General features: G+C 35.7%; 26 protein-coding genes and 1 pseudogene. 4 read left to right on the top strand and 23 right to left on the bottom strand.

Translation table 11 applies throughout. The annotated features are described in order from the left end of the window. Positions 1–84: 84 nt before the first annotated feature. Positions 85–2,796 carry a Plug and carboxypeptidase regulatory-like domain-containing protein gene (locus tag H6W52_RS13110; RefSeq protein ID WP_185216744.1) on the bottom strand — a complete coding sequence of 904 codons (2,712 nt, stop codon included), beginning with the start codon at positions 2,794–2,796 and terminating at the stop codon, positions 85–87. Between the two features lie 282 nt (positions 2,797–3,078). On the opposite strand from H6W52_RS13110, the gene H6W52_RS13105 reads away from it, so the two are divergent. After that, the gene (locus H6W52_RS13105) at positions 3,079–3,432 is read left to right on the top strand and encodes a helix-turn-helix domain-containing protein (protein ID WP_116098738.1); all 354 of its coding nucleotides are present in this window, start codon (positions 3,079–3,081) and stop codon (positions 3,430–3,432) included. An 82-nt stretch (positions 3,433–3,514) separates the two neighbouring features. Here H6W52_RS13105 and H6W52_RS13100 read toward each other — a convergent pair whose 3' ends face one another. Together H6W52_RS13100 and H6W52_RS13095 are read right to left on the bottom strand one after the other, a co-directional pair. Next, positions 3,515–4,276 carry a GLPGLI family protein gene (locus H6W52_RS13100; protein WP_087706594.1) on the bottom strand — a complete coding sequence of 254 codons (762 nt, stop codon included), beginning with the start codon at positions 4,274–4,276 and terminating at the stop codon, positions 3,515–3,517. Between the two features lie 54 nt (positions 4,277–4,330). After that, positions 4,331–4,540 (bottom strand): hypothetical protein, encoded by a 210-nt coding sequence (locus H6W52_RS13095; RefSeq protein WP_087706596.1) that lies wholly within the window; start codon positions 4,538–4,540, stop codon positions 4,331–4,333. Between the two features lie 622 nt (positions 4,541–5,162). Here H6W52_RS13095 and H6W52_RS13090 point away from each other — a divergent pair. After that, positions 5,163–6,044 (top strand): cupin-like domain-containing protein, encoded by an 882-nt coding sequence (locus tag H6W52_RS13090; protein ID WP_087706597.1) that lies wholly within the window; start codon positions 5,163–5,165, stop codon positions 6,042–6,044. Positions 6,045–6,090: 46 nt separating this feature from the next. On the opposite strand, the gene H6W52_RS13085 is transcribed toward H6W52_RS13090, so the two are convergent. Then, positions 6,091–6,369, bottom strand: a complete 279-nt coding sequence (locus H6W52_RS13085) for a hypothetical protein (protein ID WP_076391105.1) — start codon at positions 6,367–6,369, stop codon at positions 6,091–6,093. Positions 6,370–6,702: 333 nt separating this feature from the next. Here H6W52_RS13085 and H6W52_RS13080 point away from each other — a divergent pair, with 333 nt between their 5' ends. Continuing rightward, positions 6,703–6,867 carry a hypothetical protein gene (locus H6W52_RS13080; protein ID WP_157967254.1) on the top strand — a complete coding sequence of 55 codons (165 nt, stop codon included), beginning with the start codon at positions 6,703–6,705 and terminating at the stop codon, positions 6,865–6,867. 47 nt (positions 6,868–6,914) lie between these two features. Here the strand turns inward: H6W52_RS13080 and H6W52_RS13075 are convergent, their stop codons facing one another. From H6W52_RS13075 to H6W52_RS12985, 19 genes and pseudogenes are all read right to left on the bottom strand, one after another. Continuing rightward, complete coding sequence (locus H6W52_RS13075) at positions 6,915–8,045, bottom strand: serine hydrolase domain-containing protein (RefSeq protein WP_116098736.1); 1,131 nt, start codon at positions 8,043–8,045, stop codon at positions 6,915–6,917. Positions 8,046–8,129: 84 nt separating this feature from the next. Further along, positions 8,130–8,534 carry a hypothetical protein gene (locus tag H6W52_RS13070; RefSeq protein ID WP_123891981.1) on the bottom strand — a complete coding sequence of 135 codons (405 nt, stop codon included), beginning with the start codon at positions 8,532–8,534 and terminating at the stop codon, positions 8,130–8,132. After that, entirely contained in the window at positions 8,524–8,805 is a 282-nt protein-coding gene (locus H6W52_RS13065; protein ID WP_123891980.1) for a hypothetical protein, read from the bottom strand. Before H6W52_RS13065 ends, H6W52_RS13070 begins: the two co-directional genes overlap by 11 nt. Before the next feature lie 135 nt (positions 8,806–8,940). Next, positions 8,941–10,665: a hypothetical protein gene (locus tag H6W52_RS13060; RefSeq protein WP_116098733.1), complete on the bottom strand. Its 1,725-nt coding sequence runs from the start codon at positions 10,663–10,665 to the stop codon at positions 8,941–8,943. Positions 10,666–11,013: 348 nt separating this feature from the next. Then, entirely contained in the window at positions 11,014–11,769 is a 756-nt protein-coding gene (locus H6W52_RS13055; RefSeq protein WP_116098732.1) for a metallophosphoesterase family protein, read from the bottom strand. Beyond that, entirely contained in the window at positions 11,766–11,969 is a 204-nt protein-coding gene (locus H6W52_RS13050; protein ID WP_116098731.1) for a hypothetical protein, read from the bottom strand. Before H6W52_RS13050 ends, H6W52_RS13055 begins: the two co-directional genes overlap by 4 nt. Further along, entirely contained in the window at positions 11,966–12,508 is a 543-nt protein-coding gene (locus tag H6W52_RS13045) for an RNA 2'-phosphotransferase (RefSeq protein WP_087706614.1), read from the bottom strand. The genes H6W52_RS13050 and H6W52_RS13045 overlap by 4 nt, the downstream gene beginning before the upstream one ends. A gap of 110 nt (positions 12,509–12,618) precedes the next feature. Continuing rightward, positions 12,619–13,587, bottom strand: coding sequence for an ADP-ribosylglycohydrolase family protein (locus H6W52_RS13040; protein WP_116098730.1), 969 nt, complete (start codon positions 13,585–13,587; stop codon positions 12,619–12,621). Then, positions 13,587–14,273 (bottom strand): SIR2 family NAD-dependent protein deacylase, encoded by a 687-nt coding sequence (locus H6W52_RS13035; RefSeq protein WP_185216742.1) that lies wholly within the window; start codon positions 14,271–14,273, stop codon positions 13,587–13,589. The genes H6W52_RS13040 and H6W52_RS13035 overlap by 1 nt, the downstream gene beginning before the upstream one ends. Positions 14,274–14,379: 106 nt before the next feature. After that, a pseudogene (locus H6W52_RS13030) lies at positions 14,380–14,889 on the bottom strand (O-acetyl-ADP-ribose deacetylase). Then, entirely contained in the window at positions 14,879–15,787 is a 909-nt protein-coding gene (locus tag H6W52_RS13025) for an ADP-ribosylglycohydrolase family protein (protein ID WP_116098729.1), read from the bottom strand. The pseudogene H6W52_RS13030 and the gene H6W52_RS13025 overlap by 11 nt, the downstream one beginning before the upstream one ends. Next, entirely contained in the window at positions 15,787–16,422 is a 636-nt protein-coding gene (locus H6W52_RS13020; RefSeq protein WP_116098728.1) for a DUF4291 domain-containing protein, read from the bottom strand. Before H6W52_RS13020 ends, H6W52_RS13025 begins: the two co-directional genes overlap by 1 nt. Beyond that, on the bottom strand, positions 16,419–17,651 hold the full coding sequence (locus H6W52_RS13015) for a TIGR02452 family protein (protein WP_228457575.1): 1,233 nt from the start codon (positions 17,649–17,651) through the stop codon (positions 16,419–16,421). Before H6W52_RS13015 ends, H6W52_RS13020 begins: the two co-directional genes overlap by 4 nt. Positions 17,652–17,843: 192 nt before the next feature. Continuing rightward, positions 17,844–18,755: an NAD(+)/NADH kinase gene (locus H6W52_RS13010; RefSeq protein WP_116098727.1), complete on the bottom strand. Its 912-nt coding sequence runs from the start codon at positions 18,753–18,755 to the stop codon at positions 17,844–17,846. Between the two features lie 129 nt (positions 18,756–18,884). After that, entirely contained in the window at positions 18,885–19,889 is a 1,005-nt protein-coding gene (locus tag H6W52_RS13005) for an SPFH domain-containing protein (protein ID WP_116098726.1), read from the bottom strand. Positions 19,890–19,961: 72 nt separating this feature from the next. Beyond that, positions 19,962–20,366, bottom strand: coding sequence for a hypothetical protein (locus tag H6W52_RS13000; protein WP_116098725.1), 405 nt, complete (start codon positions 20,364–20,366; stop codon positions 19,962–19,964). 1 nt (position 20,367) lies between these two features. After that, the gene (locus H6W52_RS12995; RefSeq protein ID WP_116098724.1) at positions 20,368–20,916 is read right to left on the bottom strand and encodes a prolyl hydroxylase family protein; all 549 of its coding nucleotides are present in this window, start codon (positions 20,914–20,916) and stop codon (positions 20,368–20,370) included. 30 nt (positions 20,917–20,946) lie between these two features. Next, positions 20,947–21,489, bottom strand: coding sequence for an NADAR family protein (locus tag H6W52_RS12990; protein ID WP_116098723.1), 543 nt, complete (start codon positions 21,487–21,489; stop codon positions 20,947–20,949). 612 nt (positions 21,490–22,101) lie between these two features. Next, on the bottom strand, positions 22,102–22,797 hold the full coding sequence (locus H6W52_RS12985) for an NUDIX hydrolase (RefSeq protein ID WP_116098722.1): 696 nt from the start codon (positions 22,795–22,797) through the stop codon (positions 22,102–22,104). A 124-nt stretch (positions 22,798–22,921) separates the two neighbouring features. On the opposite strand from H6W52_RS12985, the gene H6W52_RS12980 reads away from it, so the two are divergent. Then, positions 22,922–23,560, top strand: coding sequence for a DUF1579 domain-containing protein (locus H6W52_RS12980; protein ID WP_116098721.1), 639 nt, complete (start codon positions 22,922–22,924; stop codon positions 23,558–23,560). The last annotated feature ends 53 nt before the right edge of the window (positions 23,561–23,613 follow it).

Below are 23,613 nucleotides of genomic sequence, written 5' to 3'. Positions count from 1 at the left end.
TTTTTGTTACAGATTTTTTTTAATTTGTTTTTGATTATTCTTTTATCAAATAAAAAAACCAGCCTTTGAAGGCTAGTTTTGATTTTATTTAAAGTTGAATTTTACGGTAAACATGACCTGACTCGGACGAAGCTGAATTCTTGTGTAGTTTGTATTTGTTGCATTAATTTCATACGTTTCAAATACTCTCTTATTTGCAATATTCATCCATTTCAATTCAAAATCGATTTTCTTTTTAGCCCATGTGAACTGATAAGAAAGATCGTAGAATCCGTTGTGGTATTTCTGATCTACCGCATTGGTGTTCACCTGATCCCAGTTGAAGCCGATGGTATGGTTTTCTATCGGATAGAAGAAAAGTCCTAAATTATGGGTAAATCCTTTTCTTGCAGCATCAGAAACCACCCTTCCTGTACTTGTCTGCTTTGTTCTTGAGAAACTTGCATTATAATCAATGCTCATCCAGCTGAAATAGGTATTGTTAAATTTCACGCCAAATGACTGACTGTTATTCTTGTTCGTGTAGGAAGCATTATCCAGAAAAGCATCAGATTTTGCTGTATTATTGCTGTAGCTGACGGAAGCATTCGTTTTAAACTTCGGAAAATATTTTCCTACTTCCAGATTATATCCATTATTTAAAACATGGTTGTCCTGCTCTTTATACTGCATGATAGTATATCCTGCTTCGTTGATTGTAGGATTGGAAATTAAGTTTCTCTTTGCATCAGAAAATCTGTAGTTGATGTTAAAGAATAAATTATTTAACGGATTTCTGTATTCGATTCTCGTTCCGGCAGATTTATTATTGTTCTGAGGAATCGGATTATTAATATCCATCGCACTGATTCCCACCGGAGAAGTCATTAAAAACCCTGAATAGGCTGTGTTTATTTCTCCAAAATTATTATTAACATTAGCATTTACGGAAGCTTTCCAGAAAGAAGCAAAGGTATATTGCGCAAAAATACTTGGCTCAAATGTCACTTTATTTACTTCTTTCGAAACGAGTCTTATCGGATCATCTGCTTTAATATTATTCGAGTTTACCGGGAAATTAGCATACACCATCCACGAATCACTTTTATAATTTACCCCTAAACTTCCATAAGGTGTTGCAGTAGTATACTTCAAATCATTACTATACTGTGAAGCGGGTGTAGGATTTGGACTGGTAAAAGGATTTGTTATAATATTTGACAAACCAGAAACTAAATCGGTCGATTTAAAATTAAATCCAACTTCCGGGGTAAATGTCCATCCTTTTGTAGAAAAACCAATATTGGCAGAATGATTCGCCTCAAAAGTTTTAAGTCTTAAATTCTGTCTCACAAAATCTGTAGAAGTAGGAAGAAAGCCCGGAATTGCGAGATAGGAAGCCGGTGAAACATCCAAAGTCTGTCTGTCTGTCTGATAACTGATGTACGATAATACATTTACCATTTTTTCTTTCCAGGGAACAATAGTACTCAATGAGTTTTGGAAAGAGGTTGTTGGCGATTCCACCGCTTCATCTCCATGTGCCGTATAACTGCTTGCAGAACCTTTTACAGTTCTGTCAACAATTCCTCTGTCGGCGTTCCAGTACTGAGAAAAACTTGTGGTATTTTTAAAGAATCCCTTTTTTGCATTTTTGGTAAAGATTAATTCTCCTTTTGCTTTGTCTGTATAAAAATTATTGCGGATATTCTGCAATATAGTAGATGCCTGTCTGTTAGGCGTTGCAAATAATTCCTGCTCATTATAAGACTCTCTTTCCACTGCATTATTTGTATAATTGGCGTTGGCTTTCAGTTCCCATTCTTTTTTCTTGTCGATATTGGTCAGGTAATTTGCAGATACGTAGTGAACACTGTTCATGAGATATCTTTTTACCGGAAGATTCGGGGTACTTGCATTTTCTACATTCAGCCAGTCGTTTTGGGTTGCGTTGATTCTTCTTCCTTCAAATCTGTTTCCGAAAGAGAGAATATTTCCTTCGTTTTCTACCTGTTCTCCGGTGTTATTCGATTTGTAGTTAACCACCCACTGACTTTTCTGTCCAAAGAACATCGGTGTAAGTTTTACATTCCATAAAAGCGGATTTCCTCCTACTCCTACTTCTCCTCTTCCCGTCATGGTCACCGAATTTTTCAGTTTGATATTGATGGCTGCCTGATCGGAAGGTACTTTATCCTGTAAGATTTTTACGGGTTGGTGATTTTCCAGTACCTCAACTTTCTGTACTGCATCTTTCGGAAGCGAGTTATTGATGGTTCCGTAACCGCCTTCCATTAAATCTTTTCCGTTGACGTAGAATTTATTGATCGCATTTCCCTGATAAAGAATCGTTCCATCTGTATTAACTTCAATTCCCGGCATTTTTTTCAAAACATCGGCTAATGTCCTGTCGCTCTTGCTGTCGAATGCTTTAAGATCGTAGGAAATGGTGTCTCCTCTTGCCGTAACCATTTTTGTTTTAAGTTTCACTTCCTTAATTTCCGTAGCCTCAGAATCCATTTTGAAATTGAGCGTCTGATCGCTGTTGCTGATCTGCTTCGTTAAAGGTCTCTGATTGAAAGCCTTTACTTTAAGGTCTACATTGGATTCTCCTGAAGTGAAGGTGACTTTGTATTCTCCTTTCGAGTTGGTAATTCCATAGGCAAGAATGGCATCTTTTCCCGGCTCTTCCACCGTTACACTTGCGCTTGGGATTCCAACTCCGTCTTCATCCGTGATTTTTCCCGAAACCGTCTTCTGTGCAAAAGCGATCACAGAGAAAAAAATCATCAGGAATAAAGATATTCTCTTTTTCATAATTTATTATTTGCTTAATTAGTTAATGGTTAAAGCGTTTTGTTACACGAGTATAAAGATTGTATTTAAGCCCAAAAGTTAAACCTCTTTTTTATCACTACAAACATAGTGATATTTTTTAATGTCCTGAACTTTATTTTTTAAAGGAAAAATTTTTCCCGAATGAAAAATTTTCTTTGGATTTTGTTATCAAGCCATATTTCACGAAAGAACTGACTTTTTGAGGTTTTTTATTATTAATTCTTTGGCTAAATCTATACATTCGTAAAAACAATTTCACTTATGGGAGTGGGAACTAATCTTAAAAAGCTGAGAAGCAAAACCAAATTTTCTCAACAGCAAATTGCCGATATGTTGGGATTAGACAGAAATACATATACCAACTGGGAGAATGAAGCAACTGATATTAAATCTCAATACATTCCAAAATTGGCTGAAATTTTTCAGGTAAGCATTCTCGAACTTTTTGGGGAAAAATCAAAAAGTGAATTTGTTAATAATAATTATGACAATAAAGACAGTTCAATTGGTCAAAAAGATATTCAGCAGGGAATTATCATAAATATTACAGATTCTGAAGCAGCAAAAGTAATCAGTTCTCAGCTTGAAGAACTGATCAAAAGTCTGAAAAAATAAGTCGTTTTTTTATCTAACATTTGTGTTTTGAGCCTTAGTTTTAAGGCTCTTTTGTTTTATTATTTCGCAGGGAAGTAAAGTATTATTCAAAAGGTTTTAATTCCAGAGGATTGTTATACATTACTTTTTTCTTATCAAACATTGCCTGTGATTCTTTTCTCATTTGTTCATCCATTTGAGGAAATCCCATGAGTGTAAATTCCATATTATATTTTGCCTGTAAATAATTCTTTTTGCTCATTAATTTAAATGCCGAAAGATTGAAGGTAAATTCTTTAGAGTTTTTTTCAACTTTGGTTGCTGTAAAATGATAATCATCTCTCGTATCATACAACTCAAAAACTAAACCCGGTAAGCCTGTAAATTTATAGGGTCCCAAAGATTGAGGATAATCTTTCGAAAAATAAGCAATCCATCTTCTTCCAAACTTGTTTGTAGCTGCCATTTGGCATTTTACACCGTTTATAATTTTTGTTTCACTATATAAAACCCATTGGATTGTTTCTGGCTCTTCATAACGTATCTTTGAGCTCATCGCTATGGTATAAACAGTAGTTTTACTATTTATTTTAATTATTCTTTCTTGAAAATAATCACTTATTATTCTCGTATCGATTGCTCCTTTAGCCTCATATTGACCAGTATCATTCAAATAATTTTGTGCAGCTCCAAAATAATAATCCTGCGAATTTCCTACTAAAACAAACCGCTGGTTGTGATAATATTTTTCTCCCAATTGAAGCTTAGAATCATATGTTACTTTTATGGTTGGATTAAATGATATCTTTTGAGAAAATATTATGGCAGAAATTGATAACGTAATAATTAAAAAAAATTTTTCCATAGCAATATTTGATATTAAAGACAGGCAGAATTACTTCTGCCCATCCAAATTAATTTAAGGATTAAGAACTACATTTGGTCTTACTCCACACTCTATTTCATTTATTGAGGCAATATAACTTTGCATATCACTATTACTCCAGTTACCTGTAAATGTTGTATAATGTTTAACTCCACAAGTTGAAGTCCAAACAGCCTGAAGTGTTTTCGCAAACGCCATCACTGAAATACCCATCATGGCGCTGAATAAAATTTTCTTTTTCATAAAATTTGTTTTCTTTTAGAATCGTTAATAATTAATTTTTCCCTAACTATACAATTTTGCCTAGAATAAATGTACAGTTCGGATGATGCATCATGATGACTTTAAAGAAATACATCTTACGGTAGGGCACCGAAAAATGTTTCGCGAATTTCTCATTGTGTCATATCATAAAATTATGAATAATCCTGTAAAGTTATTGCATAAGAAAATCAGCAAATTACGCCGTATTTATTGGGTAGGAAAAAAAATATTTTTTATTTGAAAATTAATAAAATTCATCAAAATTTATTTTGTGTTTTATATTTAAATACCATCAACAGTATTTTATAGAATGGTATAGAAAAAATTCTATACTTTTAGCTTATAATATTCACTTACAGATAAAAATCAGTTATAAATATTTTTTTATTTTAGCGGGAAGAAATGAATTTTTATTCATCAAATTGTGTTTTTACCCTGCAATTCTTTTTTGCAGGGTGTTTTTTTTTGCCTTTAAGATTATTTTTCAGTTTTTTATTTAGTCTAAATAGTTAAAAATGATTTGAATCATAGATTAAAAAAAGCTTAAATCCGTTAACATATATTTTTATTTAATAATTTTGTAACATTAAATTTTTAAGAAATGGGAATCAATTTAAAGCCTATAGATATTGTAGATGATATTACTCAGGAAGAATTCATTGAAAAGTATCTGAAGCCGAGAAAACCTGTTGTCATTAAGAACATGGCAAGAAAATGGCCAGCGTACCAGAAATGGACCATGGAGTACATGAAGGAAGTAGTAGGTGATGTGGAAGTTCCGTTGTACGACAGCTCGAAGGCAGATCCTGCAGCTCCCATTAACGCTTCTGCAGCCAAAATGAAATTCGGGGATTATATAGATCTTATCCAGAGAGAGCCTACCGATCTTAGAATTTTTCTTTTTGATCCTATAAAATTTGCTCCAAAACTTCTTGAAGATTATATTTCTCCGAAAGAACTCATGGGTGGATTTCTGGACAAATATCCCAATATGTTTTTCGGCGGTAAAGGTTCTGTAACGTTCCTGCATTTTGATATTGATATGGCTCATATTTTCCATACCCACTTTAACGGAAGAAAACATATTCTACTGTTCGATTACAAATGGAAAGAAAGACTGTACCAGATTCCTTACGCAACGTATGCGCTGGAAGATTATGATATTGAAAATCCTGACTTCACAAAATTTCCCGCTTTAGACGGCGTAGAAGGTATTGAATGTTATCTTGAGCATGGCGACACATTGTTTATGCCAACCGGATGGTGGCACTGGATGAAATATCTGGACGGAAGTTTTTCTATCTCGCTGAGAGCTTGGGACAAATCCTGGGCGGTGAAGGCACATTCTTTATGGAATCTTACCGTACAGCGTAAATTTGATGACATCATGAAGAAGAACTTCAAGAAGAAATACATGGACTGGAAAGAAAAAGTCGCTGTAAAAAGAGCAGAAATTGCTCTGAAAAGAGGCTTACCAAGATAAAAAAGAAAGACGTTTCGGGTGAAACGTCTTTTTTATTGATTAAAATTTACCTGATGATCTTTTCGATACTTCCTTTTGCACAGTTAAAAGCCTCTTCCGCTTCTTCGTAAAATATCTTCATCGAGATCTCAAACCCGCTTGCCATAAAAAAGGTAACATGGCCTTCAATATTGTAGCTCAGAAAGCCAATATGATTCACATTAATAACCAATGGCTGCCCCATAACCTTTGCTCCTTCCAGTGCATTTGGCTTTTTTACGTGGATAACGTTCGACGCTTTCACATAAATCAAACCGTCTGATGTTGTTTTAATTATATAAGCCATGAACTATTTTTCTGTAAAGGTATCAAATAAAAGCATAAGAAAAAATCCCCGGAATAACCAGGGATTTAGTCAAAAGTATTAATATTTATAGTGATTGGTGTTTTTCCTGTAATTAGTGATAAAAAATATTCCCGAATTGCTCCGGGAAATATTTAAGATCCCTTATTTGTTTATTTTTTAATAGTTGCAATTAGGTATTCAACTACTATGCCAAGAATAACAAAGAACTGAAAAAAAATATTTTTTTTGTTTTTGATACCTCATTAGAAGATTTACCCTAAAAACGGCATATTTTTAGATTAGCTCACTGTAACACACCAAAAATATACATATATGAAAGCAACTGCACAATCTGAGAACATCAACTCTCACTTCAACAGGGAAGTTGAACGTCAAAAAGCTCTTAAAGCTCTGGAAAAAGCAAAAAGCATTAAAAGAAAAGTTGTTTTTCTTCCGCAGGGAGCAACAGGGAATCTAAATTATAGAGATTCATTCTAAATTTACTATCAAAAAAATGAGCTGCAGAAATTCTGCAGCTTAATTTTTTATATCAGTTTTGTAAGTTCTTCTACCAAAAGCTTTACCTGAAGCGGTCTTTTCTTTTTATCGACATCCAGCCTGTTGTAAAATCCGGTTTTCACGATCACCATCTTTTTTTCGGGAACCATGATAATGAACTGCCCTAAAAAGCCGTAAAAAAATCTGTATTGATGATCACTTTCATCATCTGCCCAAATGGTAAAGCAGAACGCATCGTTTTCTTTAGTGGGCGATAAAAGTTTTTCACAATATTCTTTGCTGATGAGCTGTTTTCCTTCCCACTCTCCTTTCTGCATAATGAATTGTCCGAGTTTTGCAAAATCTCTTGCTACGGCATGAATGCAGCAGAACGCTTTTTCAACGCCTTTTTCGTCTATACTCCATTTAGCATGCGATTCCATTCCTAAAGGCTGCCATATTTTTTCTGAAAGATAAACAGCAAGATCTTTTCCCGTTGCTTCTCTTAACGCAAGTCCTAATAATTGCGCAGCAACACTTTGATATTCATACTTTTCGCCCGGCATTTCCTTGAACCCAATTCCGAAAGCCTGTTCCGCAAGATCGTCTACAAAATACTGTCTGGAATTCTCTGCAAAAGGATGATGGTATTCTTCTTCCCAATCCAATCCCGCCTGCATCGTCATTAAATGTTTAAAAGTGAGATGTTTTCCGAAACGGCTTTCTTTGTAGTGAGGAAAAAATGTGGAAACCAATTGATCTTCGGATTCTATATATCCGTCATCGATCGCACATCCCGTTAAAACAGAAAGAACGCCTTTCGCCATTGAAAAGGAATTCATTAAAGAAGAAGCATCATGATCTTTCCAGTATTCTTCGTGAAGAAGTTTTCCGTCGTGAATTATCAGAAGAGAAGATGCTCTCGTCTTTTTTAACTCTTCCAAAACGCGTCCAGAAAGTTCCTTTTTATTGTAACTGATGTGTTTCTTCCATCGTTTCGGATGTCTGTTGCGAATAACCCGTGAAGGAAATTTTTCCTCATCGTCTATTGAGGGAGTAAAAGGTCCTTTTTTTAAATTAATGGCTAAAGCTTTAAAAATATATCCGTATCCCGAAAGAAAAACCACAGCAACAAATGCTGAAATTCCTGCGATACCTGCGGTTAGAAGTTTCCTCATAGTAAGTTTGAAAATTGATGTTCAGATAAAACCTTAATTATCAACCATTCAAAGTATATGCCGCCAATTTTATTGTTGGATTTTTTATTGTGCTGCATTATTAACAAGCAATTCTTCCATATTTCGGGTGACTTCGTTGCAGGAAAAACAGGCTTCTTTGCCATCCTGAGAAAACCATCTGCACTGCGAACGGATAGGACAAAATGATAATTCTGAATTTTTCGGGAAATTAAGATCCTGAACTTTTTTGGATAAAGAACATCTTGATTCCTCATGATTCCATTGTCCGCAGCCTTTTTCCACACATTTTCCGGTGAAACGGAATCGCTGCTCAAGGTTTTCATTCTGTTCAATAAAATCTTCTGTGACGGTAAGAGGGGTTATAAACTGTACTTTTCCGTCTTTATTGACTACTCCGAAAAGCTGCGCCCCAACTTTTCCAACGTAGCTGGGACACATCTTTTTTGAAGAGTTAAAACTAGCCTCCATAAGCTTTTATCTGATTATGGATGTCTGTAACCTGCTTGGTAATATCAATTCCTGGTTTGAAAATAATGATTCCCCATGGAAACCAGTCTTTCACTTTTAAGGGTTTAGTGAGTTCTCTGAAATTTCTGTGCGCGCCGAAAGCCTGTGTGTTGTCTACTTTGGACAGTTCGGAAAGCACTACATTCTGAATTCCCTTGTCGATGTTTTTTAATTGTTCGTCGGTAAGGTCTACGCCTTCAAGAGAAACGAAAAATTGTTTTTTGGTTGCCATAAGTGTTGGTTTTATTGGTTTTAATAAAGCAAATTTCGCCTGATAAAAATTAAATTCCATCAGTAAAAACAACAGTTCCGTATGTGAAAAATACGGAAATTAAACGCTGATTATCAATAAATTAAATTTTTAAATTTATAAGATTCTGTAAACAGGATATTGTCTGAATGTCTTTTCTTCGAAGTAGGGAGAATTTTTGTAGATCCAGTCGAGCTGAGCGGTTCCGTCATCGGCAAATTTTTTGTCGGCTGCTTTTTTAGCTTCGAATTTCTGTTTTAAATCTTTATCTTTTTTCAGCAATTCTGCGGCGGTATCCTCGAAAATGTAAGCAGAATAGTATTCTTTCTGGGCTAAAATCCCGTCGAAGAAATTCCAGTTGAAAAAGGAATCCAATGCTTCCGGTTCAAGGGTTTCAATAATATATTTTACGCCTTCCTGATCGGTCGGAACGATATAATCTCCTGCTGAAAAAGCCATTTTTTTATCCGCTTTTTCTACCGTTGTTTCGAAATGCAGATAATGTCCTTCATATGGATTTTTCACGGTTTTAAAATCATTGATTCTGTAAGATTCCACCGCAATCGTGCTGTCCTTCTGAATCGGCTTCATCTGAATTTTATTTCTTTTAAATTCCTCAATAACACGGTATTGCGACTGTGGGATGACGTAATATTTCGGAATGGTGATGTAACCTGTAGGAACTGCGGTTGTAAACAGCCTGATGTTTTTCGTGAAGGGTTTGCTTCTGTCGTAATAGAGTCTCGGTTTTCCGGAAATTTCACTGGGTTTGTATTTTCCCTCAAAACCTTTGAAATCCATGGTGGTATATTTTGCAGAATCTATTTTCCAGCGGATTCCGTACTGTTTTCCGGCTTGGTACTGTTTTAGATTTTCAACTCTGAGTTGTTTTATTTTCTGATAATCCTGATCTAAATTCTGAAGATTCACCAACATATATTTGTACGTTGCATCCACTCTTTTGTCGTATGGTTTCAGCATATGCGTTTCAGGAACGGTTCCCAAGGAATTGAACAACGAGGTATATCCTGTAGAATATCTCGGGGAATCTTCGAACGAAGCAAAGCCAACTTCAGGAATATCCCCATGAATATTAACGTAAGGTGTACTTTCGTAACCCAGTTTTTTTAAGTCTTCTAAATTTTTAGCCTGATATTTATTGTAAAAATATTCGCCTAAAACATTTCCCAGACGTTCTTTAAAAGTAGAAATATAAGTAAATGTGTATTGATAATCTGCTCCGTTACTTACGTGATTGTCAATGAAAACATCGGGTTTCAGCCACTGATAAATTTCCTGAAAACTTCTGGCATTTTTAGTATCTGCTTTAATGAAATCTCTGTTCAGATCATAATTTCTGGCATTTCCTCTGAAACCATACTGTTCCGGACCATTCTGGTTGGCTCTGGAAAATGATCCGCGATTGAGCATTCCGCTTACGTTATACGCTGAAATGGCTGCGACAATGAAATTCTGTGGTGTTTTGATTTTCTGAGTTGCCAGATTTTTCATCAGTATCATGGTGGCATCGATTCCGTCCGGTTCGCCGGGATGAATTCCGTTATTGATGAACAAAACGGCTTTGGTTTTTCTTAATTTATCAAGGTCTTTTTCGGGAAAAGGGTTGTAAATGACCACATATATTGCTTTTCCGTTGTCGTCTTCTCCTTTTTTAAGGTACTGAATGGTGTTGAAATTTTTAGCTAAATTCTGATAAAAGCTGTTCATTTCATCATAAGTAACCGTCTGATTTCCATTTCCTTTTTCAAAAGGGGTCTGAAATTGAGTCTGGGCAAAGATGAATGAAGAAGTAAGCAACAGGAAAAGATATCTCAGTTTCATTGGGTGGTATTTTGGACTTTAAAATTACTTAAAGTTTGTGAAACCTATTATTTTTAACGCGGAGACTGCAAAGATTTTATTAAAAAATTTGAAAATATTCTTCGTTCGCAAAGGCGTTTTACTCAGCAAAGATGTTGCTTTCCAGAATTGTCATTCACTTTGCTAAATCTCTTGAAGAAAGGATCTATCTCTGAATAAGCTTTTTCACTCTCCTTCTGAACTACGCTAATAAAAATGCGGTTTATATTCTTAATGACATGACCAATGTGTATTTTGCTCCTGCCGATTTTGCTGATGGCGCTGATTTTAAGTATTAAAAAAAATATCTTCCCAATTTAGAGAAGATATTTAGCGGTTTTTAGGTCTAACAGTATCTTTATTTCTGCCCTTTTCATCGGGATATAATGACGGAAGGGGATCGCTCTGCCAGAATTCTTTGGAATCGACATCCATGATTGTTAATGCTCCGGTGAATGCGGCTCCTGTATCTATATTCCATACATTCGCTTTGTTGATGGGTTCTTTACTTCCCAAATGCAGTGTCGGTGTATGACCGATGAAAATTTCATGGTATAAAAGCAGCCTTTTCGGATAGAATTCGGAGTCTTTCGCCAAAGTTTTATCCATTGCAACGGCTGTTTCCCATAATGTTCTGTACCAACGGTAATTGCTCGAATACACTTCTTTTTCGGGATCGTGCATGGACGAATATCCTGCGTGAATAAACAGTCGGTTTTTATCGTCGACATAATAGTTTTTCATCCGCTGGAAAAATTCAAGATGAACTTCAAGTTCTTCCAAAGAGAAATCTGAATAGCTTTCTACCGTACTTTTTCCGCCATTGAAAAGCCATACATCTTCACTTTTCCCGAAAGCAAGCCAGTCTTCCGTCCATGCATCATGATTTCCTTTAATAAAAATACATTCCTGCTTTTCGGCAAGTTCAATTAAAAACTGAATGATCTCCGAAGATTCACTCCAGCCATCGACATAATCTCCAAGAAAAATCAAGGTGTCGTTTTCTGTAACAGCAGCTCTTTCCAAAACCTGCGTAAATGCTTTGAATCCTCCGTGAATGTCGCCTATTGCTAATGTTCTTTTCATTTAAATCTATTTTGATAATTCGGACAAGAATCTATAATATCCATCGCCTCCGATAAGGTACGCTTTAGATGTTCAATAATAAAATGTATTGTTATTACGGTTCCCGCTCCTTTTCCAAATAATTCATTAACTTTTTCTTTTAAATCCTCTTTATCCGGAGAAAAGTCTTTTACGGCTTCATCAAATTCTTTAGCTGTCATTTCGAAATATATTCTGCATCCACAAAATCAGTCAGCCAGACTTTGTTTTCGGAAAGATAGAATACGATTCCGTCTTCGTGCATTTTTCCGGTTTCTATGGTTAAAATGACAGGTTTTCCGTGACGCATTCCGACTTTGGTTGCGGTTTCTTTGTCCTGACTTAGATGAACGTGCTGTCTGTTTCTCTTTTCAATTCCTTTTTCAAAGATGGATGCAAGATTGGTTTCTGCGGTTCCGTGATAAAGAAATTCCGGTGGCTGTTGTGGTTTCAGCGCCAGATCAATATCAATTGAATGTCCCTGATTTGCGCGGATTCTGGTTTTATCCTCGTTTAAAATAAAGCGTTTTTTATCGTTGGTTTCTACGACCTCATCCAATTCTTCCAGTGTGAAAGCACGATTTTGTTTTGCACATTTTTCCTGTAGTTCTTCCACATCTGCCCATCCGTTTTCGTCTAAATTCAGCCCGATAACTTCGGGTTTGTGTCTAAGCACCAAGCTTAGGTATTTGCTTATTCTTTTTTTATGTTGTTCGTTCATTTTTTTCATTAAATTATAAAAGTAATTTTGTCATTCCGAAGGAATCTACCCCCCTCATTTCAATGTGTTGAGATTTCTACGAAATGACATATAAACTGCTAAAAATTGATTCATAACAAATTATGGACATTCATAAATTTCTCACACAATTTCTCAATATCCTCTTTCCTCGCCAATACATCAACCCACTCTCTCGGAATACTTTCAAAACCATAATATATTCCGGCAATTCCTCCTGTGATGGCTCCGGTTGTGTCGGTATCTTCTCCCAGATTGACGGCTTTTAAAACAGCTTCAGCATAATTTTCAGAGTTCAGGAAACACCATAATGAAGCTTCTAAACTGTGAAGAACGTAACCTGATGAACTTATTTCCTCTTCCTGTAAAGTATGTAATGGAGTAACATCATAATCATCAACTTTTAATTCTAAAATTCGATGGAACCTATTCATTTCCTCCTGAGAACAAATCGGATTGTTATCCAAAAATTCTCTGACATTCCTCTGCATATTTCTGTATGCTTCCCATTTTTCTTTTTTGTTCAGGATTTCCAACGCCAGTTCAAGATAAATGAAACACGCCAAAACAGATCGTATGTGTCCATGGGTAATGCTGGAAACATCTTTCACCGTATCAAAACGTTTTTCAATGGAAAAGTCTTTGATATAAAACAGCAACGGCAAAATTCTCATTAAGGAACCGTTTCCGTTATCAAATTCCGTTGTTCCACCACATAAAGTTGGGGAAACTCCTTTACTGATTCTATGGATGGCTTGTGAAGTGGCAATTCCGATATCGAAAATAGTTCCGTGAGGTGTCCAGATTTCTTTATTATACCATTGTAAAAATTTCAGCGCAATATCTTCTAAATCATACGTATTAGTAAGACTTTCTGCAAGACATAAAGAAAGAGAACTGTCGTCGCTCCACGTTCCCGCAGGTTGACGATGCGTTCCGAAAGCTCTCATGGTTGTCACCGGAGAACGTTTCAGTTGTTCCCTGCTTCTGAATTCCACCGGAACGCCTAAAGCATCACCCACACAAACTCCGAAAATTCCGGCTTTTATTGTGTTTTCCATTATGCAAGATTTACCAGTTTATCAAAAAGCAGTTTCATTCCCTGCGTTGCGGTTTCTTTCATGACAACAGCTCTCTGTCCGTACCCGAAACCTGTTTCGTTGGGATTGATCACGATTAAAAGACAGTCATCCTTGATGTCGTGAATTAATCCCGCTGCAGGATAGACCTGTAAAGACGTTCCGATTACCAAAAATATATCGGCTTCTTTTGCCATTTTCGTAGCTTCTTTCATCAATGGAACGTCTTCTCCGAACCAGACAATAAATGGTCTTAACTGCGCTCCGTCTTCTGCTTTATCGCCGATGTTGATGTCATTTTTCTGCTCGTAAATCAGGTTTTTATCGCTGCAAGAGCAGGATTTGAATAATTCGCCGTGTAAATGTAAAATATTGGTTGAACCTGCTCTTTCATGCAGATCATCGATATTCTGGGTAATGATCTGAACTTCAAAATGTTTTTCCAGTTCTGCCAATAATCGATGTGCCTCATTCGGTTCTACTTCGTGAAGCTGTCTTCGTCTCTGGTTGTAAAATTCAAGAACCAAAGCTCTGTCTTTTCGCCATCCTTCCGGACTTGCCACATCTGTGATGCTATGATTTTCCCAAAGACCATCTCCGTCTCTGAAGGTTTTTATTCCGCTTTCGGCACTGATTCCTGCACCGGTTAATATGGTTAGTTTTTTCATTTGTTTTTTATTTTTTTTAACGCTAAGTCCGCAAAGTTTTTGTTTCAAAATGATCTCGCATATTTTCGTTCGCAAAGGCGTTTGACTCAGCAAATGAGCATTAATTTTATTCTTCTGATAATTTTCTGTAAATCTTTTCATTTTCATCATCAAAGCAGACGAAAATAACTTTTTCTATGATCTTCGATGTAAAGTTTTCCACCTCATCTATGGCAATTTTTGCAGCCAATTCTTTTGGGAACCGATAAATTCCTGTGCTGATGTTAGGAAAAGTAATGGTTTTAACATTCAGACTTTCTGCCAATTTCAATGAATTATAATAACAGTTTGCCAATAATTTAGATCCTTTTTCTTCATCTCCGTTCCAAACCGAACCAACCGTATGAATGACGTATTTTGCAGGGAGATTTCCGCCGGTTGTAACGACTGCTTCTCCTGTTTTGCATTTACCCTGTCGGTTTCTGATTTCTATACACTAATCAAGAATTTGTTTTCCTCCTGCTCTATGAATGGCACCGTCTACTCCGCCACCGCCTAATAAGGAAAAGTTGGCTGCGTTGACGATGGCATCTGCTTTAATTTGGGTGATATCGCCTTTTGTTAATTCAATTTCCATAAAATTTGCTTTTTTTCCAATCCTCAACATTGTTTGTCCAATCAGGAATTGACTCTTCATTGCAGCTTAAAATACTTATTCCTCCAACCATTGCACAAGTTGTATCTCTGTCACCTAACGCGGAAACCGTATTCCAAAGACACTCTTCAATATTGTTCCGGTATCTCGAAAGCATCCAGAGTACAATCGGAACGGTGTCCTGAGCGGTCATTTTTATTCCGTTTCCTAATGTTTTGACCAATAACTCGATGCTTGGATTTCCGTCTAAATATAAGACTTTGTTCAGTTTACTTTTCATATCAGAATCCTTCAATTCAGACTGAATTTTTTGAATAAATTCCTGCTGATTCAACTGTATCAATCCTAATTTTTCCTGAATGACAAAAGCTGCGGCTAATGCAATGGCTTTTGTACCTTCTATCGCTTCTTTGTTGGCATGGGTAACTTCACAGGACAGTTCTGCATTTGTTTTAAGCTGATCCAGATCATCATAAAGATAAGCTCCGATTACTGAGGCTCTCATTGCTCCTCCGTTTCCTATAGAACCTTGTCCTCCAAATTTTGAATAGGAAACTTCTTTCCATTTTTCACCATCCTTTACTGCTCTGAAATATTGATGCAATGAAGGTCCGTAACCTCGATTAATATCAAGATAATAATTTTGAGTAAACTCTTCCGCCAGAAAGTCCTGACTGATTTGTCCGAATTCTTCCAATGATCTGAAAACAGCAATTGCCATAATGGTATCATCCGTAAAATCCAGAGTGCTTTCAGGAATTATTCTTTGATGGATGTGCATTCTGATCATACTTTCTTCACCAAAGAAACTTTCACCAAAAGCATCACCAATGGAAATCCCCGTAAGTGATTTTGAAGCGAGTAAGAGTTTATCTTTCATTATTTTAATCTTAATTTCTTATTTAAATCTTCATCATCAAACAGCAACGGTTTTTCTTCAGGAAGAACTAAATGATCTAAATCGTCATTCAAAACAAACTGATGCTGTTCTTTAACAAAATCTGAAATATCTTCAATGAAAAGGAGGTCTTCTTTTGCAAAGGTTTTGATGAAATCATTTCTCAAACCAATCTGAATGGCTCTTCTTTCCAATTTGTTTCCGAAAGGATCGTGATCCGGATCCCACTGCAGTCTCACAGAAGATTCTTTCACCTGATTCTGCCATTCTTCTCTTGAAATTTCTAATTTTTCATTGTATGAAGAATAGACTGCATTTTTCAGATAATTTTTAAAAGCATCCATCTTCAAATGAATGGCGAGAACAGACTCCTGTCCTTCTTTTGTTCCCCAACCGTTTCGGAACATCATCCAAAGGAAGTTCGGTTTTATCCAGGTCATTCTTTCTAAACTGAATCCGCCTCCGAAATATTGATTTTTAACGGCAAAATTGCCTATTTCTTTCCGATACGACTGGTAGACAATAATTTTATCTTCATCATACTGAGCCATGATATGATAGCCTTTTTCCGGCCAATCCTGTAGCTGTTCTTTATATTTTTTTAAATTGATTTTCATGATATTTCTTCAAACGGCTTTATCATTTCCTCTTTTTTCGAGAGAATGGCAAAGACCACTCTTTTAAATTTATTTTTATACTTCCCAAGAAGATGCTTTTTGAATAATTCGGCAATTTCTTTCGGATCATTTTTGAAAACTCCGCATCCCCAAGCTCCTAAGATTAAGGTTTCATTTCCTTTATTTAAAGCTAAAGCGAGCATTTTATCGGTTCTTACATCCATCGCTCCGAAGATTTCGTGGGCTCTTTCCGGTTCCTGACGTTTTACAACGCCTGCGTTTACTGCGGGAGAGGTGATAAAATTGCAGAAAACGGGCTGATCCAGCAATTCTCCTTTATCCTTTCTGAAAACGGGAACTTTCGGGCTGTAAATCATCATATCTGTATAAAAGCATGATTCCATCGCACGGTGGGTTTCGTAATATTCCCAACCCTGAAGCAGACTGTCGTGAAGTCCGGAAGTTCTTGCCAGACTTTCTTCCTGCGCTTCGGCTCCGTTGATGAAACCACCACCCGGATTTTTTGCTGATGCAAAATTTAGGCACATGAGTTTCTCCTGATCTTCTTCCGCAGCTAACTGCAAAATGGCTTTCAGGGAACTGCATCTCCAGACTTCAAACTGAGTCTCAAATTGGGTTTCCGGAAGTTCGTTTTTTGTCATTTCCGACAGTTCTTCCGAGGAATACAAAACGGTTTCTTCAATACAGTTCTGCATTTCATTTTCTATGCTGATTTTTTCGTTGTTTTCGTTGATATAATATTTTTTAGCTAAGATTTCCAGTGTATCTTTCGCCATTCCTTTATTTGTCATTGTTAGTTTTTTAATGTTTGCCAATAGATTTTCCAGTTGTTCATTTGCTGCTTTTTTGAAGTCTTTTCCCATGAAAACTTTAGTCACTTCAATATTGCCGACAATTGCCTGATTAAATTCTTCGAGTTCTTCGGAAGGAATCCAGAGTTCGTTGTGATTTCTGGCTCCTACGTTTTGTGAGGGATATTTGCTGACTACTTCCTCAGAAACTTCAAACTTTGTAACAAAACCGAGATAATTTCCGGCTTCGTCTCGTGTGTTCCATTTTTCTGCGATTTCAGAAGCGTATTCTTCATTCAGAACGGGGTAGAAAATGGGTTGCCAGTTTAATCTTGGAGGGAATTTTTTATAATTGCTTTCGATGATTAAGAGCATTTCTTTTTCTCCGACGGGTCTGTATAAAGTTGTTGTTTTCATGCTTTTTAATTATTATTTTAAACGCAAAGTCCGTAGAGTTTTTTATTATTACTAACTGTTTCTAAGTTCGCAAAGGCGTTCTACTCAGCTAAGCTCTCAAAGATTTTTTCTACATAAGATTTCAAATTTCTGATAATACCTGATTTGTTGCGTTATCTTTATCTTTCAAATATATTATTGTTTTCATGGTTATTATTTATTTAAAACTAAAACTGCTTCATCATCAGAAAGCCGGATTTCTGCTGTTGCTCCACTGTTGAACTGTAGAAAATCCTGCTCAATTCCGTCGCTAAATATAAAACCATTATTCGGCATTAGAGATTCGATGATTAATTTGTTTCCTTTTTTCAGTTTTCCGCTGCAGATATCGGTTTGCGTCCGGATGCTTTTGAAAGGTTCTCTTACTGCAAAATACAAATCTTCTTCATTCAGCTGTGGATATTTTAATGCGGTTTCGCCTAAAATTCCGAATGCCATATTAAAAATGGAACTCAGCCAGCCTGTACTTCCTGTTTTTGTGGAAACTATGATTCCGCTGGAAGAGTGTGTTTCTTGTTTTCCGTTCAGCATGATTTTATATCGTGCGGAAGAATGTGAGGAAATTCCTACAAATAAATCATTCACTGCCCGTAATTTTTGTCCGTCATTCAGCACGGCTTCAGCAAACTTCATTTTTTTTGAACTAAAATTTCCGTTCATCACAGCTTGCACTCCTTTTAAAAAGTTTTTTGCTGTGAAGGGAAGCAAAACGCCGTCATATCTTTCGGGATCGGGATTCACCGCAATGATCGGAATATGTTTGGAATATTTGGCAACATTGGCTACCAAACCGTCCTGTCCTACCACCACAATCAGGTTATTTTCGGAGAAAATGTAGGAGGGAACAAACTCTCTTTCAATCACTTTATTTTTAATGATTTTGGAAAGCTGGGTCTGAACTTCCAGAAATGACTGACCGAATTTTTCGTGTTCATCCACATATTCCTGAAAATTTCCTCCGGAACTTTCAATATAAAACTTCGCCTGAGCCCGCGTGTTGAATCTTTCGACCAGAGACTCAAGACGGGTTTTATTTTTGATGATGATGGCGTATTCTACTTTCATTTTCTTTTTATTTAAATATTTTTTAAACCATTAAGGTTAGTTTAGAAATGAAGTTTAATTAAGAAAATCATTCTGATTTTAAGCTTAAAGCGAAGCTCAACTTAATAATTCTTAACAACTTAAATCCTCTTAATGTTTCAAAATAGTATCCAACAAATCCGGACTGATATTCAGGTTTCCAATTTTTCCGGCGTTTTCTGCCAATTCTCTAAACGCTAAAGCGATGTTATTTCTCGCATCCTGTCTTCCGCTCAAAGCAGTGAGGACTTTCCAGTCGATTTCTTTGTATGGTTTTAAGGAAGTTTCCAGAATATAACCTTGAGTTTCTGCTTCTTTCCTGTCGTTTTCCGTTTTTTGCTCGATCAGTTTTTTTCTCTGATTTTCTACAGAAATATCGGCGGCAATTTTCATTTCACGAAGGATTCTGTTGTTTTCTTCCTGCTGAACTTCGGTTTCCATCCTTTTTTCTTCAATCTGCTTTTGCTTTTCTTCAACCGCAATTTCCGTATTCAGTTCAGATTCCTTGATTTTTCTTTCCTGTTCCACCGCAAAATTTCTTCTTTCATAAATCGCTTCATCGGCTTGCTGCTGGAGTTTTTCTCTGGTTTCCGTTTCCAGGGCTCTTGCCATTTCAGGAGTGGTCTGAACGGCTAAAATATTGGCTCCCAGAATTTCAATTCCCATGCTTTTTATAGATTCGGAATCGATTAATCCTTTCAGAATATGATCTTCAATCTGTTTGGCAGAACGGATAGCATCTTTTAAATTAAGCTGATGAATGAATGATGAAGTCGCTGTCTGTGCGAGATTGATGATTCTCTGGTTCAGCTTTTCAATATCATTCTTTTTATAAACTCCTTCTCCGTCCACGGTAAAATCCAGTGTGTTGGAAAGTGCTTTCGGATCGGTCACTTTATAGCTGATCTGTCCCTGAATTTTCACGGTCTGATAATCGTTTGTGTTCTCATTAAAGATAAACGGCAGATCATTACTTCCCAAAGGAATCGCCACAATAGACGAATTGGGAGCGAAATAAAAGAACGATAAACCTCTTCCTTCTTTGGCAATCTTTCCATTTTTAAAATGAAGAACGTACGTCATAGAATCAAATTTGATGTGTGTAAATCCAAACATAGCTTTATGATTTTTAGTGAAACAATTTATTAATTTTCGTGTATTTTTTACGCAAATTATAGGTAAAATTTTTTACACTTTTATTTTATTCAGAGCAAAACACTTTTCGATATTTTTTAATGTTCCGCTTTTTCTTTTTTCATCGGTATTGAAATCAACCGCCAGAAAATGAGTGCATAGATCAATTCCAAACGTATCTCTTTCATAATTTGAAGTAAAACCTCCTATCACTTTCCATTTTTCAGCCTTTGTTTTAAAAGAATTGGCAAAATATCTCGGTCTTCTTCCAACATGAAGAATGGTTACGTTCTCTGTTTTATCTTTTAAAAATTCCATCATTAATGTATCGGTTCCCGAAAAATCTCCAATGATAAATTCACAATCATCAAGATTGAATTTCTTTAACGGTTCGATATAAAACTGCTGAAACTTTTCCCAGGATACATTTCCGTTTCCTGAAACATATATCTTTTTCATTTTAAGTCTTTAAATACATTACATCTGTTCTTAAAACATACTTTTGTCCGCAGATCAGTGTTTTCCCTTCGTGTCTCAAAGGATGATAGAAAACCAACGCAGAGCCTTTCTTCGGAGCTACAGTAAACAAGTGTTCAAATTCTGTTTCTCCGCCTTCAAAATCATCATTCAGATAGATTAAAAAGGTATAAAAGCTTTTCTCATTTTCATTTCTGATGTAGCTCCCATCATGATGCATTTTGAACTGCTGTCCCGGAGAATATTTATAAATCCTGAACATTTCATTAAATCCCGAAACTTCATCATTTTCATGAATCTGAGGAAGAAATTCAACTGCTCTTTGAAAAAGATTTTTAGCCAAATCTTCATCAAAAATCATCAATCTATCGTTGTTTCGGATTCCTTTGCTCATAACCTGTCGACCTCTCATATTAATTTTCGCTTCCTCAAAGACTTTATCCTTCGTCATTTCAATATAATGATCGCATTCTTGATCCGAAAGGAAATTTTCTATTAAAAATATCTGAGGATGGAGTTCTGTTTTTTTCATGTTCCTAATTGGTTTACGGTTATTGTGTTTTTACCCTCTTAATTCGTCTCTTACTTCCATTAAAGCAAATCCTAACAAATTTTCACCATTCCATTTTGAAGGATCTTTTGCTTTTGCATTGGTTTCCAGCATTCCGATTCCCCAGATTTTATCGTACGGACTTGCTTCTACTAAAATTGTATCGTCTGTTGAAAGCAGAAATTTTTTAAACTCTTCATTTTGAGAAAACTTTAATAGATTTCCCTGTTTCACGATTTCATATTTATGTTCGTTCCAGATTTCCGGATCAAAGTTTCTGACTTTTCTGCCTAAACTTTTTGCCTGATTCGGAGTTTCTGTTTTTAAAATCTGCTCTAAAATTTCATGATCATTAAATAATCTCGCTTTTCCGGCCATCATATAATGTTCTGCAGTTTTGTAAATGTTTCCGTTTTCTTCAAACTCAAAAGGAAACCACTGACTGAAGCATGCTTTTGTAATTTCATCTTTCACGGTATGTCCCCAAAAGAAAAGAAATTCCGGGTTTTCTTTTTGATGAAATTTTTCGATGGTATTATTTATTGTATATTTCATTATTGCGTTATTTTTACACAAATTTAAAGGAATATGATTTTATCTTCCAAATTTATTTGTGTTATTTTTACGCTAAATATTTTAATTGATTGATTTTCAGTGCTAAAAATTTATTTTATTGAAACACAAATGGCGCAAATTTTATTTATGCTTTAGATTTTGGCTAAAGCTGGTTTGGAATTTTTTTATTTAAACACAAGGGGCACAATGTTTTTCACAAAAGACACAAGTATTTATTGGTTTTTATTTTTAGGCTAAAGCCGGTTTGAAATTTTTTAATTGAAAGAACGGACTGAAGTCCGTTTCTATTAATGTTGAAATTGGGATCGTAATTGACTTGGTATGCTGATTTTATTTAAACACGGATGGCACAAATGTATTTCACAAATGGCGCAAATTTTTAATCAATTAATATAGAGGGTAAAATTTACACACATTGTATCATTCTGACACAGCTTTAAGGGATGCGAACGAAGTTCAAAGAATCTATTATTATGTTTAAAGTTTGAAGATTCTTCATTCTGCTTCGCTTCATTCTGAATGACAGCGAACGCAAAAAGAATCATTCGTTAAAATTCGTGTAAATATTTGTGCTATTGGTGTTTAAAAAAACTATTTGATTTCGAAATAAAATCCCTGCTCTTCCAGTTCCTTGTATTTTTCCTGATTAAAAGTAAAGAGTTTTCCGGGTCTTCCGCTGCCTTCTTTTTTAAGATTATTGGTTTCGTTAAGCAATCCGTAGCTCATGATTTTTTTGCGGAAATTACGGCGGTCTATTTCTTTTCCGATGATTGTTTTGTATAGGTTTTCAAGATCAGAAAAAGCAAATTCCTCATTTAAGAGATTAAAACCGATCGGCTGATACTGGATTTTCGTGCGAAGTCTTTTCAATGCAATATCAATAATTGATTGGTGATCAAAAGCTAGTTTTGGAAGCTGATTGACGCTGAACCATTGTGCATCTTCGGCATCAGAATCGGCAAACAACTCATGATACGATGGATTGACAAGTCCTAAATAAGCGATGGAAACAACGCGGTTTCGGGGATCGCGACCGACGTTTCCAAAAGTGTAAAGCTGCTCCAAAAAATCAGGCTTTATTCCTGCTTCTTCGTGGAGTTCGCGTTTTACGGCATCATCCAAGTTTTCATCATCCAAAACCAGACCTCCGGGAAGCGCCCAACCTCCTTTGAAAGGCTCGATGTTTCTTTTAATGAGAAGGATCTGAAGATCTTTTTTATCAAAATATCCGAAAATGACGGCATCTACAGCCACTTTTATATCCTGTAATTTTTTTGGAGACTTCATTGTTTTAATTTGCGTTATGAATACACAAAATTACAATTTTGAATCATCAATATCAACATAAAAATAATTATTCTTTGTAGACAATTTTTATTTAAATTTATAATCAACTTAAAACTAAACAATTATGAGAAATTTATTTTTTACAGCTTGTACCTTTTTTCTACTTTTCTCTTGTGATAAAGGCAAAACTGTGGCAAAAGCAGACTCAGATAAAACAGATTCTTTAACCAATGAAGAATGGAAACCAGTAGATTCTGCAACTGCAACAAAAGCCTGGATAGAATATGCAACTCCGGGAGAAATGCACAAAATGTTAGCAAAATCTGACGGAAATTGGTCTGGAGAAAATACCATGTGGATGGAAAACGGCGGAAAACCAATGATAAGCCAATCTGAAGTTACCAACAAAATGGTTTTGGATGGTCGTTATCAGGTAAGCAATCACAAAGGAAACTTCATGGGAATGCCATTTGAAGGAATGAGCATTCTGGCTTATGACAATTCTAAAAAGAAATTTGTAAGTACGTGGATCGACAATATGGGAACAGGAATTATGAATATGGAAGGCGATTGGAATCCGTCAACAAAATCTATTGAATTTAAAGGAAAAATGACAGATCCATCAAGACCCGGAAAAGACTGTGAGGTAAGAGAAGTTTTCACTTTCGTAGATGATAATACCCAAAAAATGGAAATGTACGGACCGGATTCTAAAACAGGAAAAGAATTTAAAACAATGGAAATCAAGTTCACGAAAAAATAAAAATATTAATCTCATAAAAAATCCGCAGAAAAATTTCTACGGATTTACTTTTA

The organism is Chryseobacterium sp. C2(2020), assembly GCF_014218915.1.
GTDB lineage: Bacteria > Bacteroidota > Bacteroidia > Flavobacteriales > Weeksellaceae > Chryseobacterium > Chryseobacterium mucoviscidosis.
This window is presented reverse-complemented; position numbering and strand designations above follow the sequence as displayed.

Coding starts and splice junctions, on each gene's coding strand:
- H6W52_RS13110 (WP_185216744.1), bottom strand. CDS start 2,796: ATGAAAAAGAGAATATCTTTATTCCTGATGATTTTTTTCTCTGTGATC.
- H6W52_RS13105 (WP_116098738.1), top strand. CDS start 3,079: ATGGGAGTGGGAACTAATCTTAAAAAGCTGAGAAGCAAAACCAAATTT.
- H6W52_RS13100 (WP_087706594.1), bottom strand. CDS start 4,276: ATGGAAAAATTTTTTTTAATTATTACGTTATCAATTTCTGCCATAATA.
- H6W52_RS13095 (WP_087706596.1), bottom strand. CDS start 4,540: ATGAAAAAGAAAATTTTATTCAGCGCCATGATGGGTATTTCAGTGATG.
- H6W52_RS13090 (WP_087706597.1), top strand. CDS start 5,163: ATGGGAATCAATTTAAAGCCTATAGATATTGTAGATGATATTACTCAG.
- H6W52_RS13085 (WP_076391105.1), bottom strand. CDS start 6,369: ATGGCTTATATAATTAAAACAACATCAGACGGTTTGATTTATGTGAAA.
- H6W52_RS13080 (WP_157967254.1), top strand. CDS start 6,703: ATGAAAGCAACTGCACAATCTGAGAACATCAACTCTCACTTCAACAGG.
- H6W52_RS13075 (WP_116098736.1), bottom strand. CDS start 8,045: ATGAGGAAACTTCTAACCGCAGGTATCGCAGGAATTTCAGCATTTGTT.
- H6W52_RS13070 (WP_123891981.1), bottom strand. CDS start 8,534: ATGGAGGCTAGTTTTAACTCTTCAAAAAAGATGTGTCCCAGCTACGTT.
- H6W52_RS13065 (WP_123891980.1), bottom strand. CDS start 8,805: ATGGCAACCAAAAAACAATTTTTCGTTTCTCTTGAAGGCGTAGACCTT.
- H6W52_RS13060 (WP_116098733.1), bottom strand. CDS start 10,665: ATGAAACTGAGATATCTTTTCCTGTTGCTTACTTCTTCATTCATCTTT.
- H6W52_RS13055 (WP_116098732.1), bottom strand. CDS start 11,769: ATGAAAAGAACATTAGCAATAGGCGACATTCACGGAGGATTCAAAGCA.
- H6W52_RS13050 (WP_116098731.1), bottom strand. CDS start 11,969: ATGACAGCTAAAGAATTTGATGAAGCCGTAAAAGACTTTTCTCCGGAT.
- H6W52_RS13045 (WP_087706614.1), bottom strand. CDS start 12,508: ATGAACGAACAACATAAAAAAAGAATAAGCAAATACCTAAGCTTGGTG.
- H6W52_RS13040 (WP_116098730.1), bottom strand. CDS start 13,587: ATGGAAAACACAATAAAAGCCGGAATTTTCGGAGTTTGTGTGGGTGAT.
- H6W52_RS13035 (WP_185216742.1), bottom strand. CDS start 14,273: ATGAAAAAACTAACCATATTAACCGGTGCAGGAATCAGTGCCGAAAGC.
- H6W52_RS13025 (WP_116098729.1), bottom strand. CDS start 15,787: ATGAAAGATAAACTCTTACTCGCTTCAAAATCACTTACGGGGATTTCC.
- H6W52_RS13020 (WP_116098728.1), bottom strand. CDS start 16,422: ATGAAAATCAATTTAAAAAAATATAAAGAACAGCTACAGGATTGGCCG.
- H6W52_RS13015 (WP_228457575.1), bottom strand. CDS start 17,651: ATGAAAACAACAACTTTATACAGACCCGTCGGAGAAAAAGAAATGCTC.
- H6W52_RS13010 (WP_116098727.1), bottom strand. CDS start 18,755: ATGAAAGTAGAATACGCCATCATCATCAAAAATAAAACCCGTCTTGAG.
- H6W52_RS13005 (WP_116098726.1), bottom strand. CDS start 19,889: ATGTTTGGATTTACACACATCAAATTTGATTCTATGACGTACGTTCTT.
- H6W52_RS13000 (WP_116098725.1), bottom strand. CDS start 20,366: ATGAAAAAGATATATGTTTCAGGAAACGGAAATGTATCCTGGGAAAAG.
- H6W52_RS12995 (WP_116098724.1), bottom strand. CDS start 20,916: ATGAAAAAAACAGAACTCCATCCTCAGATATTTTTAATAGAAAATTTC.
- H6W52_RS12990 (WP_116098723.1), bottom strand. CDS start 21,489: ATGAAATATACAATAAATAATACCATCGAAAAATTTCATCAAAAAGAA.
- H6W52_RS12985 (WP_116098722.1), bottom strand. CDS start 22,797: ATGAAGTCTCCAAAAAAATTACAGGATATAAAAGTGGCTGTAGATGCC.
- H6W52_RS12980 (WP_116098721.1), top strand. CDS start 22,922: ATGAGAAATTTATTTTTTACAGCTTGTACCTTTTTTCTACTTTTCTCT.